Annotated in this window: 15 protein-coding genes; 9 read left to right on the forward strand and 6 right to left on the reverse strand. The window is 42.2% G+C overall.

Translation table 11 applies throughout. The annotated features are described in order from the left end of the window. The 4 genes from SIN01_RS10545 to SIN01_RS15205 form a co-directional block, all read right to left on the reverse strand. The coding region (locus tag SIN01_RS10545; RefSeq protein ID WP_141306060.1) for a hypothetical protein at positions 1 to 923 on the reverse strand (923 nt) is incomplete at its 3' end. 275 nt (positions 924 to 1,198) lie between these two features. Next, positions 1,199 to 1,903 carry a response regulator transcription factor gene (locus SIN01_RS10550; protein ID WP_141306061.1) on the reverse strand — a complete coding sequence of 235 codons (705 nt, stop codon included), beginning with the start codon at positions 1,901 to 1,903 and terminating at the stop codon, positions 1,199 to 1,201. Further along, complete coding sequence (locus SIN01_RS10555) at positions 1,903 to 2,646, reverse strand: sensor histidine kinase (RefSeq protein ID WP_141306062.1); 744 nt, start codon at positions 2,644 to 2,646, stop codon at positions 1,903 to 1,905. Before SIN01_RS10555 ends, SIN01_RS10550 begins: the two co-directional genes overlap by 1 nt. A 425-nt stretch (positions 2,647 to 3,071) precedes the next feature. Then, complete coding sequence (locus SIN01_RS15205) at positions 3,072 to 3,302, reverse strand: hypothetical protein (protein ID WP_218027778.1); 231 nt, start codon at positions 3,300 to 3,302, stop codon at positions 3,072 to 3,074. A 367-nt stretch (positions 3,303 to 3,669) separates the two neighbouring features. Between SIN01_RS15205 and SIN01_RS10565 the strand changes: the two genes are divergently transcribed. The 4 genes from SIN01_RS10565 (at position 3,670) to SIN01_RS10585 (ending at position 10,120) form a co-directional block, all read left to right on the forward strand. After that, the gene (locus SIN01_RS10565; protein WP_141306063.1) at positions 3,670 to 4,986 is read left to right on the forward strand and encodes an AAA family ATPase; all 1,317 of its coding nucleotides are present in this window, start codon (positions 3,670 to 3,672) and stop codon (positions 4,984 to 4,986) included. A 244-nt stretch (positions 4,987 to 5,230) separates the two neighbouring features. Then, entirely contained in the window at positions 5,231 to 6,322 is a 1,092-nt protein-coding gene (locus SIN01_RS10575; RefSeq protein WP_141306064.1) for a hypothetical protein, read from the forward strand. Beyond that, positions 6,319 to 8,313 (forward strand): McrB family protein, encoded by a 1,995-nt coding sequence (locus SIN01_RS15210; protein WP_218027779.1) that lies wholly within the window; start codon positions 6,319 to 6,321, stop codon positions 8,311 to 8,313. Before SIN01_RS10575 ends, SIN01_RS15210 begins: the two co-directional genes overlap by 4 nt. After that, positions 8,297 to 10,120 carry a nuclease domain-containing protein gene (locus SIN01_RS10585; protein ID WP_141306065.1) on the forward strand — a complete coding sequence of 608 codons (1,824 nt, stop codon included), beginning with the start codon at positions 8,297 to 8,299 and terminating at the stop codon, positions 10,118 to 10,120. Before SIN01_RS15210 ends, SIN01_RS10585 begins: the two co-directional genes overlap by 17 nt. Positions 10,121 to 10,373: 253 nt before the next feature. On the opposite strand, the gene SIN01_RS10590 is transcribed toward SIN01_RS10585, so the two are convergent. Beyond that, complete coding sequence (locus SIN01_RS10590; RefSeq protein WP_141306066.1) at positions 10,374 to 11,774, reverse strand: aspartate ammonia-lyase; 1,401 nt, start codon at positions 11,772 to 11,774, stop codon at positions 10,374 to 10,376. A gap of 248 nt (positions 11,775 to 12,022) precedes the next feature. On the opposite strand from SIN01_RS10590, the gene SIN01_RS10595 reads away from it, so the two are divergent. Both SIN01_RS10595 and SIN01_RS15680 read left to right on the forward strand, forming a co-directional pair. Beyond that, on the forward strand, positions 12,023 to 12,469 hold the full coding sequence (locus SIN01_RS10595) for an Lrp/AsnC family transcriptional regulator (RefSeq protein ID WP_028984260.1): 447 nt from the start codon (positions 12,023 to 12,025) through the stop codon (positions 12,467 to 12,469). A gap of 75 nt (positions 12,470 to 12,544) precedes the next feature. Further along, the gene (locus SIN01_RS15680; RefSeq protein WP_373864407.1) at positions 12,545 to 12,592 is read left to right on the forward strand and encodes an SEC-C metal-binding domain-containing protein; all 48 of its coding nucleotides are present in this window, start codon (positions 12,545 to 12,547) and stop codon (positions 12,590 to 12,592) included. 172 nt (positions 12,593 to 12,764) lie between these two features. On the opposite strand, the gene SIN01_RS10605 is transcribed toward SIN01_RS15680, so the two are convergent. After that, complete coding sequence (locus SIN01_RS10605) at positions 12,765 to 13,910, reverse strand: cysteine desulfurase family protein (RefSeq protein ID WP_141306067.1); 1,146 nt, start codon at positions 13,908 to 13,910, stop codon at positions 12,765 to 12,767. Between the two features lie 224 nt (positions 13,911 to 14,134). Here SIN01_RS10605 and nadB point away from each other — a divergent pair, with 224 nt between their 5' ends. From nadB to nadA, 3 genes are read left to right on the forward strand one after another with little or no spacing between them, the layout of a single operon-like run. Next, positions 14,135 to 15,679 (forward strand): L-aspartate oxidase, encoded by a 1,545-nt coding sequence (nadB, locus tag SIN01_RS10610; RefSeq protein WP_141306068.1) that lies wholly within the window; start codon positions 14,135 to 14,137, stop codon positions 15,677 to 15,679. Continuing rightward, on the forward strand, positions 15,666 to 16,508 hold the full coding sequence (nadC, locus tag SIN01_RS10615; protein ID WP_141306069.1) for a carboxylating nicotinate-nucleotide diphosphorylase: 843 nt from the start codon (positions 15,666 to 15,668) through the stop codon (positions 16,506 to 16,508). Before nadB ends, nadC begins: the two co-directional genes overlap by 14 nt. A gap of 25 nt (positions 16,509 to 16,533) precedes the next feature. Beyond that, a complete protein-coding gene (nadA, locus tag SIN01_RS10620) occupies positions 16,534 to 17,634 on the forward strand; it encodes a quinolinate synthase NadA (RefSeq protein WP_141306070.1) in 1,101 nt (366 codons plus the stop codon). Positions 17,635 to 17,934: the final 300 nt, after the last annotated feature.

The following is a 17,934-nucleotide window of genomic DNA, read 5'->3' on the forward strand; positions in this document are numbered from 1 at the left end:
GAGATAAGTAATAAAAAGCAAGGGATGGATACGATACATAAAATGGAAAACAGTTTGATACTGACGAGCAGTGTGCTGTAGGAAGGGCGCAATGTGAAACATAGAAGCAAAAGGACACTTAATGTTGTCAGATGGACATTTTTAAAAAATGCAATGCCCGGATGTTTCTGTTCAGGCAGTATTAAAAAAGCAGCATCCATGATTGCTTTCATGCTGACCATCAAACTGATTAGCCCAATGGATAAAAGTGCTGAAATTAAGAATGTCATCGCGAGATCTGTGTAATTAGATAATATATGTAAAACACTATTGAATGGGTATGGGGGTATGACTGCGATACTTTGCGTAAAGACTCCGATGAATAATAAAGCAGTCACTAAGCTTGTAAAACAGAAAATTGCATTTCGATAAATGCTTTTTATTCTGTTCGCTTTCATAGAAAAATTGAGGTGCCAAAGAGAAATATTGGTGAGCATATAACCGAGATAGATAAAAATCATGATAAGAAACCACATGATTTGTTCAAGGATGTTTGAGAAAAGCTTCTGATGCAAATGATTTTGTTGAACCGTCCATACTTGATAAACCGTTTTGATCCCGTTGGTAAGATAGATATACAAGAGCAAGCAAGCGACTGTACCAAATGCAAATACAATCAGCACTCTGCTGATTTTCGATATGGCACCATAACCGCCCATTACTGAATAGACATACACAAGGAAAATCAAAGCAATGAGAATCACTATAATAGGAATCTGAAATGCCTTGGTAACGATCAAAGTGATCCAAGTAAGTTCGGAAATAAATGAGAAAAAAGCGATCAATGCCATAACAATGAGCAGACTGTTATAGGCACTCCGAGTACTCCGTTCTTTAAAAAAAGTAAGTGGAGTATGATTTGGATTACTTAAATGATCAGTCATAAGGTGGTGGATCCACTTTTGAAAGTATGTAGTGACTAAAATGAGTACAAAACAAAACCCAATAATCCAAAAAATCATTTGCTTCGAAATCACTTGGAACAAGATAAGAAAAAGATATCCTTTGAGTAAGTGCGACAAAAGAAGCAATGTTCCTTCATTTAAACCAATTTTTTTTCTTGTGATTAGGTAATCTGAAATCGAATTATTTTTTCTCAGAAATGAAAGTGAAAATATAAGCAGTAAGAGATAAACAAAAAATAGATCATTTATAGTCATTAGAACCCTATCTTTTCTCGTTTGAATTGTGTCGGTGTCATTTGTTCATATTTTTTAAATGAGTTGGTAAAGTAGTTCTGGCTGGAGTATCCAACTGCATCTGAAATGTATTGTAAGGAATATTCGGGATGCTCAATCATCAAACTTTTTGCCTGATTGATTCTTAATTGTGCTAAGTAATCATTAAATGAAGCGTGCAGCTCATCGTTAAATTTTTTGCTTAAATAGTTTGCTGAAACATGAATATATTCTGCTACGTCCTGCAAGTGAATATTTTTAGTATAATTATTTTGTACAAACTTCATGCCTTTTTCTAAAAGCGGAGTTACAGCCGGTGTACGGCTTTTCTTTCCTAATGAATCAAGCACTTCATAGAGTTCTTTTTGAATGATTGGTTTGACAATGTAATCGATCGCATTAAGTTTAATCGCTCTTTTGGCATATTCAAAGTCTTGATAAGCCGTGATAATAACAAATTTAATGCCTTTGGATAAAATTTGAAGTTTATCAGCGAGATCTAATCCGGATTCTCCGCTTAAATGAATATCAAGTAATGCTAAGTGAATCAAATGCGTAGAAGCAATGGAAATCGCTTCGGCACCGTCTTCAGCAGAAAAGACATTCCAGTTTGGATAGCGCTTGTAAATGAGCTGTGTCAGTTGCTCTAGTTCGAGATATTCATCATCCACCATTAAGACATTCATTACTCACCCTCCATTGCCATATACGGCCAAACCACTTGGACAACGGTCTCGTTCTGTTTGTTTTTAGCGATGCTGATATCTGTGTACAGATCGAAAATAAGGCTTAATCGTTTACGAATATTTTCTAGTCCGATACCACTCGATGCATTAATATTCAGTGCAGTGCTTCCGTTGTCAATAACCTTCAGCTGCACCCAGTTCCCGAGCCGTTCAAAATAAATGGACAATTTTTTTTGCCCCTTTTTCTCATCAAGCCCATGCTTAAACGCGTTCTCTACAAGTATCTGCAGTGTATATGGCGGGATACCTGCAGGCATATCAATTGCTTCCACTTTAATTTTGATCTCTAGTTTCTTCCCAAACCTAAGTTTTTGAATACTCAAATAGTTCTTGACGTGTGTGATCTCCTCATTAAATGAAATAAGATCCTGTTTCTCTGTATATTTATATCTCAGATACATTGAGAAACTTTCAATACTTTCGATTAGTTCTTTCTGTCTATTAAGCCGGGCAAGCGAGAGGACAATATTCAGTGTATTAAACATAAAATGAGGCTGAATTTGCCTGCTTAACTGCATCAATTCACTCTCCTGCAAACGATTCTGCAAATGTATTTGTACATTCTCAAGTTCCAAAATATCAATTTCTTTTTCAAAAATAGGGAGAGAGAGCAACAAGAAAAACGAGAGGAAAATAATCAAAACACTCGTAAAAACTAACCCCTCGAATATCGAAAGAATCATAATGCACCTTCACCTACCTTTTTTTATCATAGCATTTAATAAATTCAAAGAGTAGTTTGAGAATTTGAAAGGTTGAGTCAAGCAATTGTAGGCAGAAATTTTTATGGCTAGGAAAGTAAGCGCGTATTCCCTACTTTAGGGGTTATCTTTGTTGAACCTTCGTTGCCTTTTAAACTTTGACGAACTCACCTGTGTCTCGATCGATCAGCTTTAGGGTTGATTCTGCCCAATCGCCCTCCATGATCTCGCCCGATTTACGTTTAATTCGCATGGTAGCTTTGAAGTTTTGTGCATACTCCGTGTAGTTGCGGCAGAACGTTCGGTATGAGTAGGGCGCGGTGCCAGACTGACGACAGCTTGCCTTATACTCGTAGTAAAGCAGGGTCAAGGTGACATTAGGCTTGGCGAGTTCCTTGTGCAAGTACTCATAGTGGCATTCCGCGTCCCTTCGCTTCCGGTCTCAATTCAGGAAAGAGTCGCTGTGCCAGATCATCATCACTGACCGTCGTATCAAACGGAGGGCATATGCCCATTGCTTCGGCCCGTCGAATGGTGTCACCGATCTTGACTCTTGAGTTTCCTGTGCTCGTTGCGATACTACGCGGACTGTGTTGCTGGTTGTGCAGTTCTAGGATCCTGCGATAGTGGATCACCATAAAAAGCCTCCTGTATCGTTGATGTCACGCACTTTTGATGCGTGCAACCAAAGGATACAGGAGGTGTTATCTGGTGCACATGGATCAAATTATGGCAGAAGGTGGACTATTTGATAGCATTAAGGGACGTGCAGACTATTTTTTGGCAAAAGGGGGCCGATGACGCGGCCGCCTTCATGGAGATACGGGAATCCAGGAATCATTGATTTCTAGATATGGAACAACTAACATTGATGATCGGTGGAATTGAAAAAGTTGATTTTGCGATGTTTTTACAAAATGGAATAAATAGTTGACTGATTGAGCATGATAAATAGTATAATAAACATATGTGTTGCAATAAAATTGCAAAATTGGAGGCGTAGGAATGCTTCTCAAATTTACGGCGAAAAATTTTAAATCATTTAAAAATGAACTTGTTTTTTCAATGGAACCTGCTCCAAAGCAGAAAGGATTAGACTATAGTATTCTGAACGAAAAAATTGCATCAAAAAAAATCAAAGGTCTGTGTTCTGCTGTTATTTATGGTCCCAATGCTTCCGGAAAAACGAATATAATAAGCGCTATGGAGGTTTTTAAAGCAATCATTCTGCGTGGGACTATTTCCAATACGAGCGATCATACAACACCGAATACGGCGGTCACTAATTTGGAATTAGTACCTAATAGTACAACTAAGAAAAAGAGTCCTGTTGACTTTTCCATTCAGTTCACCGAAAATGGGCTTTTGTTTGATTATTCACTTTCACTTGATTTCGGTGACTTTCTCGATCGTGATTATAACCGCAAGATATTAAATGAAACGTTATTGGTTAACGAAAAAGTTGTTTTCTCAAGAAATACGATTCTCAAATTCGGCGACTTATCGGTTATTAAGGATTATCTGGCTAATGAACTTGAGGAGAACATGAAAGGCGCGGTAACATTAGCTAAAAATAATCTCCATGAGGAAGAATTATTTCTAATGAATGGTTTTAAAACAATGTTTAGCTCAAAAATAGTGAGTATGATCGGCGATTGGATGAAAAACAAATTTATGGTCATCTATAGAGCGGATGCACTGAATACGACAACTAAATTTACGGATCCTAAAAAGCAAACGGTTTATATCGAGAAAACGCTGAATGATGCTGCGGGTATTTTCGGGATTAATTCAAACGCTATCGGTTATATTGTACCGGAAGATGGTACAGAGGCTAAATTATGTTCGATTTTCAATGATAGACATACGGCACTGGCTGCTGAAGCATTTGAATCTTATGGGACAATACGTTTCGTTCAGATGTTTCCTCTGGTTATGAGAGCTCTTGTTAATGGAGCAACTTTGGTTATCGATGAATTTGATGCTTCTCTTCATCCTATGGCACTCATGAATATCGTTAATCTATTTCATAATGATGAGATAAATAAGAAAAATGCTCAATTAATTTTTAACACACATAATCCTATTTTTCTTAACGCAAATCTTTTTAGACGCGATGAAATCAAGTTTGTAGAACGGGATGACGAGACCCATTGCAGTATTCATTACTCTTTATCCGATTTCGGTACTGCGGGTCAAAATGGTGTGAGGAAAAACGACGACTACTTAAAAAACTATTTCATCAATCGATATGGTGCAATTAAAAATGTGGATTTTACGCCCATTTTTGAACAACTCCTGCATGACAGAAATGAGGTGTAACTCATGACTATGAAACTTAAGAAACCCTTTTATTTCTCGGTTGAAGGTGAAACGGAAAAATGGTATTTAGACTGGTTACAAAAGCAAATAAATAACCATCCTGATGCAAAATATAAGGCATTTATCGACAGGCTATTTTGTTAGATTTTGTTAATATTTATATGTGAAGAATGAAATGTAAAAATCTATAAATTTTGATGTAAAATAGGAATTATTAACTGAGAAAAAGGTATGGTGATGGTGTATGGTGGATGAAAATGAAAAAAGGGTTTACCAGTGTTTAATTGATGAGTTAAACACTGGAGAAATAAGGGAGTTATTAATAAAAAAGAACATCATCATAAAATCATTTCAAGCGAACCGATTGCGAAATGAAAGTCAATGGTCTGTCATGATCAGATTGTTTCGTAACAATTTAGGAAACAAAAAATACCAAAAAGCTATTCTTGAATACTATGTGAAGTCAATATTTTCTAATAGAGAAGAAGGTGATATTGAGCTAACAGATAAAGAAATAAAGGAAGAGAAACATATTCTTGATCGTGAAACGTTGATTAATGATTCAAAAAAAATAGGATTTTATAAAGTTTTGGTTTATTTAGCCTTTCAATTTGAATACGAAAGAGCGGTACAGCTCATTAAAGATGTACCTCCAGATCAACGGTTCAGAAATAAAGAAGACATGACCAATCAGAGCGAACAATCTAAGCTCAAACAATTAGAGGAAAGAAACAGAAGACTTGATGATGAGAACCGGAAACTAGCTAAAGAAGTATCGAAACAAGAAGAAATTATGAAACACTTAGAACTAAAATATGAAAAAAGAATACAACAATTAGAAACTGTTCAAAAGCGTAAATTAGAAAAAATGGAAGAGAAACATCATAGTTATCAGGCACATGTTGCGGACGAGAAAAAAGAGCTCAAAGCGCAACAAGTAATGATAAAAAAACAAGTCGAGGAACTAAGTAAAAGACAACATGAATTGGAGAGTGAAAACAATGACTTAAAACAAAAAATAGAACAGCAGAATAAATTAATAAGTACTCCATCAAACCAGATAAAAGAAGATCGAAAACAAAAAGTACTAATATTCGGTAATATTCCTCGAGAGGTAATGTCAGACTTGTACGACTATGAAATTTTCAGCAAGGATGCCTCATCTTATTCGTTTAATGAGTCCTTTGATGCGTACTGGCTCATCAAAGATATGGTTTCGCGTCAATTAAACGTTACACTCAAAAAAAATCCACATATTAAAAACATTGCTTTTAGAAAATTAACTTATTATCAAATGATCGACGAGTTACAGGGCAACAAGGAGGCAATTAAATGAGCATACAAGATTACGATCACACGTTAGGAAACTACTATCTTGCTCGGTTGGCCACTGCCGATGAACTGGGTGGATATAACCGCAGACCTGTTTTTGATGAGTTTGGGCAGGGACCAATAAAAGTGATGTTAAGGGTTATGTCAACTATTTCAAATGACGTAAAATTAAAACTTATGGACAATGATATTACACAGGCACTAGCATATCGGCTACAGAAAGATGACTCAAACATAGCGCTAATCAGTGATAATAAGATAAAACCTATTGAGAAGATCAAAAGGCTGAAAGAATATTTGAGTAATGCAGTCATTGTTTTTCGATTGGAGCAAAAGAATGGTTATTTAAATCCGGCTATAGGAGCGCAAATCAAAACCGCTGCAGACACGAATGATCTTTGGAAAAAATATGACACAATTCCTTATTTTAATGTTGATGATAAAGATTTGTTAATCAGAAGTTTAGTTAACAAAGAACCTATAAATGATTACAGGTATTTATTGGTTAATCGAAACTTTGATGCACTCTTGTTTGAGGATAATTTTTGTCCTCCATACATTCTGATTCATGAAAAAGATCAAGTTTTTGCATATGGACCACTGCGCAATTTGAGAAAAAACGAAACTTTGATTTTAGACTTTTCAGACCATGCGTTCTTAATCCCATTAGGTCAACAAGATGATTTTCTTTTAAAACAATATAATAACCTGAGTGACTTGGCGGAGTATGATGATTTTAATACAACATGTTATTTTATTGATTCATCGACTTCTCAAAAAATAAAAGAACAATTGACGGCTCACGAAGAAGTTTCCTCGGCAGAGGCAACTTCAGAAACTCACGAAGATGAGAAAGGGACAGGCAGTGAATGGACACATCTCCAAAAAGAAAAGTTGCTGGAAAAACAATTAATTGAAGCTTTTGAAAAAACGGCACAAAATAAGGGACTATACTATGATCGCGCTGATTTCTTTAATTTCCATGCAGCAATAAAGACAGGAAACTTAGTTATTCTTGCGGGAATGAGCGGTACGGGAAAATCAAAAATCGTGGATTGTTATGCCGAAGCACTTGGATTAAATCCGGATGATAATTACTTAAAGATTTCAGTGCGCCCTTTTTGGCAGGATGACAGCGATCTGCTTGGCTATTTAGATGTTCTCAACAATGTCTATCGACCGGGAGAATCAGCCTTTGTAGATTTTCTGGCAAGAGCTGAAGATCATCCAGATCAACTATTTCTTGTTTGCTTTGATGAAATGAATTTAGCACGCGTTGAACATTACTTCTCTCAGTTTCTTTCCGTTCTTGAGCAGGATGCAGGTAACCGCAAAATCAATCTTTACAATGAAGATTTTGAGGGACGTCTCTATAACTCTGAAAAGTACAAGGCAACGGTAAAAATTTATGATAATGTTCTGTTTGTCGGTACTGTTAATCTTGATGAGTCTACGTACCATTTTTCTGATAAGGTGCTTGATCGTGCCAATGTCATACAATTAAAATTAAGAAATTTTGCAGATATCTATGATGAAGAACGCACCTATACGAAAACAGAGATCATTCAACCTGTCCGCATGTCCACAGAAAGCTTTCTTTATGGGACAGAAGAGAATCAGTCGAGTGGAAAAGGATTAAAACGTCGAGAACTTGAAATGCTTTGGGACATCCATTGTGCAATAAATAAATGTAATGACGGACTTGGTGTGGGGCTGCGTATTGTTAATCAGATTAATAAATACCTCATCTGTTTACCTGATTACGGTCCGATTGATCGACAAACAGCACTTGATTTTCAAATCGTTCAACGTATTCTTTCTAAGGTACGTGGAAGTGAGGAACAGTTGAAAACGCTTGTCGGTGATGGTCAGGAGAAAAGCGGAGAACTTTTTACGATTATTGATCAATATCAAGATTTATCCTCATTCAAAAAAACACGAAATAGAATACAATCAATCGCAAGGGAGATTGAAGTATTTGGCTATACATTATAACTTAACGATCTACGAACGAAATGGAAAAGGAACTGTAACCTTTGATCATGAACAATGGCGAGTAATCAACACGGCTGGTTACTCTCATTCTTCACTAGAGCATCCGATTAAAGATGAGCAAATGATCCATTTTGAAGAAAACCGTGATATTGCTATTAAATTCACCTCTGATCATGAGGAGCAGACACGTCTTTATATCGATGCACTTGATTACTATAACAGCGACCTATGCGAAGAGGATGATGCAGGGAACGCATATATTCCGCCTACAAGAACGCTTAGATATCTGTTTAAAAATGATGGTCGGTACGGAAGAAACAGTGGCAGCAGTTACCCATTTGTACCTGGTCGCTATCGTTTCTATGTACAGTACGGAGAGGAAAAAGATTATTTTTACTTAATGGTCGACCCGAAATCGATGAATTGGACGATGCTTGATGAGATGCGACAAGAAGTTGAAAATCAAGTAGAAACAATGGCTCATAGTCTAATTGAAAGCAAAGCGGTGGTCGGAGCAAAGGATAAAGATCAAGAAAAAGGTTTGCTAACGGCTAAAATTATTCAACTGTGCAAACATAGTGATAAAATTTGCCGGTTGATTCAGTCCATAAAAAATACGCCACGCTACATTGTGAATAATCGTTACAAACTTGTCAGTAGTGAAAAAGCATCGATTATTGATCATGAAACCATAAAATATCATCTTCGCCATCCTGAAGAAAAACAATTATGGTTGACACCAAAGCGTGAACTATCCTATGCGATACCTGAGAATATAATGATTATTCAAAGCATTAAGTACCTGCATAAAACGAGTAAAATTGTTTTGCGTTTTATTCATTCTTATCTCGCAAGCACCGAAATTGAATTGAAAAAGCCGTATCAATCTTCTAATCACCGCTTAATTCTCCAAAAAGAGAACTTGGAAAAACAGCAATTGACAATTCGGCGGATCATCTATAGTTCGGTGCGTTTTCTTGAAGAGAATTGGGTAAAAGAGATTGTTCATAATCACAGCAATCGTTTACCTGGATTGCAGGTAGACTCTCGTTACCGTAAGCTGTACGAAATCTATCAGCTGATTAAGCAAGAAAAAAATCAGTTGACTCTGAGTGTGGATTATACTTATTGCTGGAAACGAACAGATAAAGTTTACGAACTCTGGGGGTTCATCCGAACGATTAAAGCACTCGTATCCGAAAAAATTGGTTTTAGCCCTGTTGATGGCTGGATCTATGGGCATAACGTTCTGAACGCATCAGCCACGATTCCAATGCTTACCGAGGGAACCTGTGTCACGTTTACAAGTAAAAGGAATTCATCCTCTATCATTCGGCTTGTTTATGATCAGGAACTGCCGCGTCAAAGCTTTGATACAGATTTTTATCATCCGCTCTTTACAACCAATCGACACAGGAAACCAGACGCTCGTTTGGATTGTTATCAAAATGGAAAGTATGTTGCCAGCTTTATCATGGATTTTAAATATCGTCCGGCTTCTGTCATTAAAGCAGCAAATTCAAGAAATTCTCAAGATAAAATCTTTGAGCAACTGAACGATTATAAACATTTTGAGAGTCTGTATGTTGGAAAAGACCAAGATTATCGAGTCCCCACAGATCGATATGTATGGAAGAGGGGTTATCCAATTCCTCAAGTTTGGGTCATGTATCCTAATTTGTATAACGAAAAGATTTCTGAAGAAGAGGAAGGCTTTGTGAAAATACCATACAGTCCAACAGATTCAATGGAACGACTAGAAACAATGATTCATGATGCATTTGAAAAGTGCGGGATTTTTTTATAATTCACTGTATAGATCGCTTGAAAACTTTGTTTTTACTGAAAGGATATACGATTCGGTAACAGGTCCAAGCGTCAATACATCTTCGATTAAATAAAAAATCTCGGCATTCACGATCCGTTTTCACTCCGGATGGCAATTGCCGAGAAAATACATAAGTTTTTTTATGAAAGGCAGCGTTCTCTGCAGAGTTGCGCGCAGCGTTCGGTGACTTACTTTTGACACCTACTTTTCATTCGCTAACAGAAAAATCAAATCAATTCGCTTTTAACGCTTGCATTTTGTAAAATGGTATCATTGTTTTGGGATCGAGCAATTTTAGTGCTTGCTTAGGCACATCGGGCAGTTGTGCGGCTAATGTTTGAATAGGTATGTCCATATCCAGTGATTGCTTGACTAGCTTGCATGTTTTGCTGTATCCGATATAGGGGGTCAATGCGGTTGCGAGTATGGCGCATTGATTCGCTTCTTTTGCGCATTGCGCACGGTTGGCTTGTATGCCGTTGATGCAGTTGATTCGGAATGTGCGTAATGTTTTTTGCAGCAGCTTAGATGCGCTGATTAGGTTGCGTACGATAATGGGTTCGAATGCATTGAGTTCCAGTTGTCCGGCTTCTGCGGCGAGTGTGTTGGTTGTGTCGAAGCCGATGACTTGGAATGCGACTTGATTGACTAATTCAGGGATGACGGGATTGACTTTGCCGGGCATGATCGATGATCCGGCTTGCTTCTTGGGCAGAAAGAGTTCATTGAAGCCGAATTGCGGGCCGCTGGAGAGCAGGCGAAGGTCACTAGCCATTTTAGACAGCGTCACCGCTAATAGTTTATAGGCATGGGAGAGCTGGACAAACGCATCGACATGCTGGGTTGCGTCGATTAAGTTATCTGCTTGACGGAGCGGCTGGCCAAACTGCTTGCTGACTTCGGGAACGATCCGGCGAACGTAGTACTCGGAAGCGTTGACGGTTGTGCCGATGGCGGTTCCGCCAAGATTTAACGTTTTTAACGCATCACGGCTAGACTTGAGTTCATTAAGATTGCGAGCAATTGCCGATGCAAATGCCTGGAATGTGTTGCCGACCGTTGTGGGTAGTGCGTCTTGCAGCTGCGTTCGCCCAAGTTTGACCACGTCTTGCAGCTCGTCTGCTTTTTGTACCAAGCCATCAAGAAATTGATCGATTTCCAAGGCAAGGCGTTTGCTCAGACGCAGCAGGGCAAGCTTGCTTGCCGATGGAAAGACATCGTTCGTTGATTGGCAGCGGTTGATGTCATCATTGGGATGCACAAGGGTGTAGTCGCCTTTCGTTCCGCCAAGCAGTTCGATGGCGCGATTGGCGATGACCTCATTGGCATTCATATTAATTGAGGTGCCGGCACTTCCTTGAATGGCGGGTGCAATGAATTCTTGATTAAGTTTTCCTTCAAGGATTTCATCACAAGCGCGGGTAATCGCTGCAGCTTTTTCTTTGCTGAGTGAACCGTCTTCATGGTTGACGATTGCGGCGGCTTTCTTTATCAGGGCAAGTCCATGAATCAGCTCTGAATCGATCGTTTCTGCAGCCACACTGAAATTTTCTTTCGCGCGCAGTGAATGTATGCCATAATAGGCGGATTGCGGGATTTCTTTTGTGCCGAGTGCATCGGTTTCCGTTCTCATAGGGGTGATGATTCCTCCTTGTTTATTGGATACGACTAAGATAATCCGAAATGAATGAAATGGCGACGGCTTTTGAACAACTCGTTCGATAAAAATTTTTTTCGCCCGGATTCTTAATTAAATAATTTAATGAGTTAAAAAATATAACAAAAATAAACTATGTATGTCATGTAATCTAACAATGATTTTTGCATTCTTTCGGAAGTTGCATATAATGAAAGTCGAATAAGAAGGAGTGACTTATCGGAATGGATTCTATAGATCGGAAGATTATTAACCGGCTCCAGCAAAATGCTCGCGTTTCCCTTAAAGCGCTGGCAAAAGAATGCTACATCTCTCCACCAACCATCTCCGCCCGAATACATCATTTGGAACAATTAGGTATTATCAAAAATTATTATACATTGATTGATTATAAGAAAGCCGGTTACCATATTAAAGCCTTTGTTCATGTCAAAGTTGATCCTAAAGACAAATCGGATTTTTATAAATATATTGAATCGATTCCCAATGTCCTTGAATGTGACTGTGTGTCCGGCGAATTCTCGATGGTGATTAAGGTCATTTTCGAAAGCACGGAACTGCTGGATTCATTCATTAATTTGCTTCAGCGGTTCGGCAAAACGAATACGCAAATTGTTTTTTCAACCCCGGTGGACGTACGCGGCGTGAGTCTGAGCGAGGAAAAGGCGTGAATGGGGGTTATCCGCGTTCATGGCTTCCTTCATTTGTAAAACAATCCCCATCACTATCATCTGTCAGAACTTCTCTTGTGCGGCAGCGGCAAAAAATATAAAAAGTGCTGCGGACGATCATGAAAATAAATACGAACGGATAAAAAATGGAGCAGTCATCTCTTCACAAGGATGGCTGCTCCATTGATTTGGTTTTCCATTTGTGACTGAGATGTTCGCGAGAATTTCTTTGTGTGATCGCATCAAAATGACCGGCTGCACGAATCGCGGTTACCAGCAATTTGCGATGGGACGGTCATGCTCGCGTGGCCGCCTGCACCTCTGAAACAGCCGCGGCAAATAAATTGATCGCTTGATCCAGTTCTTCATTTGTTGTTGTTTCGCCGAAAGATAGGCGCACGAGCTCCCGTGCTTCTTCAGCGGAACGGCCGATTGACCGCAGCGTCGGGGAAGGCTGGTGCGCTGTACTGCTGCAGGCGCTTCCTGTGGCAATCGACAAGCCGCGCTGATTGGCGGCGAGCATGATCTGCTGCCCTTCAATGCCGGGAATGCGTAGGGCAAGAATATGCGGCAGTTGATGATGCGCAGATGCTTCGACAAGAAAAGAAATGCCTTTCTTTTGAATGCCGGCAATAAACCTCTGCCTAAGATCATTGACATGGCAAAGCATCGCCTCAGCATACCGGTAGGCGTCCTCAGTTGCCGTAACGAAGGCGGAAATACCGGGGAGATTGACGGTACCCGGGCTAAGCCCCTGTTTAGGCGCCCCGGGCAGCTGCGGCTGAAAAGCTGCGCGCGGATCCACGTAGCAGAGTCCGACTCCTTTGGGGCCGTAGATTTTATGTGCGGAGGCTGACAAAGCGGTGATGTGCGCCGCTTCGGCATCAATTGGCAATTTTCCATAGGACTGTACGGCGTCGCAGTGGAAGGCAATTTTTTTGTTGAACAGCAGTTTGCCGATCGCGTTTAGATTATTGATGCTTCCGATTTCGTTATTGACATGGTCAACACTGACAAGAATGGTGTCTTCTCTGAGCGCATCTTCAAGTGTTGACAGGTCTACTTCGCCGTCTGCGCGGCGCTTCAGTTCAGTGACTGAGAACCCTTCCTCACGCAGCCTTTCAAAAGCAAGCACAACGGATGAATGTTGCCCCTGTACATAGATTAAATGATTTCCTTTTTTCCTCCGAGCGTGTGCAATGCCAGCTATTGCCAGCAAATTGCTATCCGATCCTCCGGAAGTAAAAAAAATGGCGCTTGCTTCGACGTGAAGATGGCGGGCGATTTGCTTTTGACAAGAAGCGAGCAAACGGTCTGCTGCGTCACCAAAGTCATGGGGGCTGTTGGTGTTGCCGAAACAGTGCTGAGCGACCTCCGTATAAGTTTCAAGGGCTCTTGAAGACATGGGCGTTGTCGCTGCATAGTCAAGATAAATCATCATTACTGCGCTCCTTTTCTTGCTACGTTTTTTATTCCTGATCCGTCATCGCTTTTGCAACGGTTTTTTTGTTGAAAAATGGTGGGCATCTTTGCGCATGCCGCTGAAAAGATTCTGGTAAACGTTATCCTTAGTAATTTTTAACACAATCTATATTTCTACTTGCTGTAAGTTTAATAATGTGCCAATATAGTTGTCAAGACAAGTGTAAAGACATGTGTAAATAATTGAAAACATATCAATCAGATATCGTTATAATTGGAAGCGGTCTGGCTGCGCTTTACACAGCAGCGAAGCTCATGAAAAAGAAGCGGGTCATTGTCCTGACCAAAAAGGAATGGCAGGCAAGCAATTCCTTTCTTGCTCAAGGCGGGATTGCAGCGGCCTACGCGCCGGACGATGACTGGCATCGGCAGTTAGAAGATGCGATGAGGGCCGGGCGCTACCACAATGATGTCAATGAAACGGCTTTTCTTGCACGAGAAAGCAAAGTTCAAGTGGACGAACTGATTCGATTGGGCATGAAGTTTGACCGTGATCAAAACGGGACTATTTTGCTGGCAAGAGAGGGCGGGCATTCTGCCGCTCGCGTCCTGCACGCGCACGGCGATGCGACCGGTCGCGAGCTCACGAGCTTTGTTAAGCGCTACGTCGAGCAGCAGGTCACCATTCATGAACAGACGCAGGTCGTTGAATTGCTGCTGCGAAACGGTCGCTGTGTCGGCGCGCTCGCCAAGGATCCTTCAGGAGAAACGGTGCTGTATCGAGCACAGAACATCGTGCTTGCGACCGGCGGATGCGGGCAGCTCTATGCACCGACTACTGCAGACCCTGCAGTAACCGGTGATGGGCTGGCACTTGCTTATCGTGCCGGTGCCGCGCTCAAAGATATGGAGTTTGTTCAGTTCCATCCGACGGTGCTGATTGAAAACAACCATGTTTACGGGCTGGTTTCAGAGGCGGTTCGCGGCGAGGGTGCGAAGCTGATCGATCAGGATGGCAACCGGCTTCTTGCTGGAAAGCACCCACTCGAAGACTTGGCGCCTCGCGATGTGGTGTCTCGGATTCTGTTTAAAGCGAAGAAAACCGGTCAGGTCAAGAAGATTTATCTTGATATCTCAATGATTGACCATTTTTCCGACCATTTTCCGACCGTCACCGGACTGTGCCGCAAGGCCGGTGTCTCTATCGCAAAAGGAAGGATTCCGGTTTCGCCAGGTGCCCATTTTCTTATGGGCGGAGTTGAGACGGATCATGAAGGACGCACAACGTTGCCCGGGCTGTATGCCGTTGGCGAGTGTGCATGCACTGGAGTACACGGCGCCAACCGAATTGCCAGTCATTCACTGCTTGAAGCGATTACTTATGCGGGGACAGCAGCTTCCAGTATGATGGACGAGAAAGCGATTCCCGCGGAGCAGGTTGCTGCTGAATCAGGCAGCAGGCCGGTCCCGGCGCTCCCGACCAAAAAGGAGATCCAGAAGATGATGTTCGCGAATGTTGGGATTTGGCGTACCAAGCAGTCGCTCACCACGGCGATCGATTGGTGCCGCTCTTGGAACATTGACTTTAACCGGGCAGAACGGCTGGACGGCACGAAGGATGAACTGGAGCGCTTGAACATGCTGACGGTTGCTTGGCTGATTGCCAGCTCAGCATTGGAACGCACCGAAAGCCGCGGCGGACATACACGGATTGATTATCCGGAGGAAATTGAAGCTTGGCGGACAAAAAACATCCTTCGCGAGGTGACACCTGTTGAACAAAATTAAATTACGGCAAGCGCTCGAAGCGTTTTACAATGAGGACATTGGTCATCAGGATCTAACCAGTGAAACGATCTTTGCCGCTGAAGACACGGCGATCGGCACATTTACTACGAAAGCGGCGGGGACCATCTGCGGGTTGCCGGTATTGATCGAGGGCTACAGGCTGCTCGACCCGGAAATTACCCTTCAGTTTCACGTCTCCGAAGGCGATCATGTTCAGGCAGGCGTTGATCTGCTAACGGTCAGCGGTCCGGTGCGCACGCTGCTCAGTGCGGAACGTGTGCTGCTTAATTTGTTGCAGCATATGAGCGGGATTGCAACCATGACGGCTGCGGCGGCGGGCATCATGAAGGGCAGCGGAACGCGAATCTGTGATACGCGAAAGACAACCCCCGGCCTGCGTTTGATTGAAAAATATGCGGTGAAGATCGGCGGCGGCTATAACCACCGCTTCGGTCTCTATGATGCGGTCATGATCAAGGATAATCATATTGTGCATGCCGGCTCGATCAGCCGCGCGGTACAGAAAGTTCGCGCCGAACTTGGCCATACCGTGAAAATTGAGGTGGAGACGACATCGCTTGAGACTGTCAGAGCGGCTGTTCAGGCAAAAGCAGACATTATCATGTTTGATAATTGTTCGCCGAATGAGATTCGCACGTATGTTCAGGAAGTTCCGGACACCATCGTGACGGAAGTATCCGGCGGCATTGATTTAACGACCTTGAAGGATTATGCCGGATGCGGTGCGGACTATCTTTCACTTGGTTGTCTGACGCATTCGGTCAAGGCGCTCGACATCAGCTTTAATTTACACATGGATCACCAATAAAGAAAAGGGAAGGAATGAGTGGACAGTGGGTCTTGCAGAAACCTTTTTAAAACAGACGCAAATTCCGGAAGCCTATCGACATGCATCTAAAGATGTATTGACCGAAGAAGGATGGCGACTCAAAGAACAGCTCGGTTCACGGATCTATATTCCCGGCCATCACTATCAGCGCGATGAAGTGATTCAATTTGCGGACGATCGCGGTGACTCACTTCGGCTGGCACAGCTTGCAGCTGCAAAAAAAGAAGCGGACTATATTATTTTTTGCGGGGTTCACTTTATGGCGGAAACCGCCGACATACTCACGGATCAGAGGCAGAAGGTCATTTTGCCTGATCGCCGCGCAGGCTGCGCGATGGCCGATATGGCGACGATTCACCAGCTCGAGCGCGCGTGGAGCCATCTGCAGGCGCGGTTCGGCGATAGTATCCTTCCAATGACCTATATCAACTCGACTGCAGAAATCAAAGCGTTTTGCGGCAGGCATGGCGGGGCAACGTTGACTTCGTCCAATGCGGGCAAAATGATGCAATGGGCGCTGACGCAGAAGCAAAGAATTCTCTTTTTGCCCGATCAGCATCTGGGACGTAACACCGGCGTTCAGCTTGGGATTCCGCTGAACGATATGGTGGTCTGGGATCCGGTGCGGGAAAGCTTTGAAGGCAATGCAGGCGAGCACACACAGGTTATTCTTTGGAAGGGCTTCTGTACGGTTCATGAGCGATTTACCGCAGAGAACATTGCCGACTGCCGGCGAGAGGATCCGGATGTGCAGATTCTTGTTCATCCCGAATGTGACTATGAGGTTGTACGTCAGGCAGATTTTGCCGGATCAACCAAATATATTATTGATGTGATTGATCATGCAGCGGCAGGGTCGCACTGGGCGATTGGCACGGAGATGAATCTGGTGAATCGTCTGAAGCACAGTCATCCGCATTTGCACATTCGTTCGCTGAATCCGATGATGTGCGCGTGTCTGACGATGAATCGGATCGATCTGCCGCACTTTGTCTGGTCACTGGCGCAGATTGCAGCAGGCACAGTGGATAATATCATCTCTGTCCCTGATACGGTTGCGCGCGATGCCGTCCTAGCGCTTGAACGGATGCTTGCACAATCTTGAGAACAGTGATCATCGCGCGGTCATACTGGACAAAACATCAGCGATGATGAGGTTGAACGTTTCATTGATAAAAAAGCGGTTGAAGACGTCAAACAGGCCGGATCTTTTGGATCCGGCTGTTTGACGTTTTTTTCTGCCAGGATAAGAATTTTTGGTCACGCAAAAGACGGTGCATCAAACGCAAAGATGCTCTGGCGCCTGCGGGATCAGCGCGTGTCAGCGAGACCCCGCAAATTCTTGCCTGTCTGAGGAGGCTTCTGATGCGAGCAGCTCGAGTGTCGTTCGTGCACAACGCGGAAG

This window comes from Sporolactobacillus inulinus (assembly GCF_006539285.1).
Lineage (GTDB): Bacteria > Bacillota > Bacilli > Bacillales > Sporolactobacillaceae > Sporolactobacillus > Sporolactobacillus inulinus.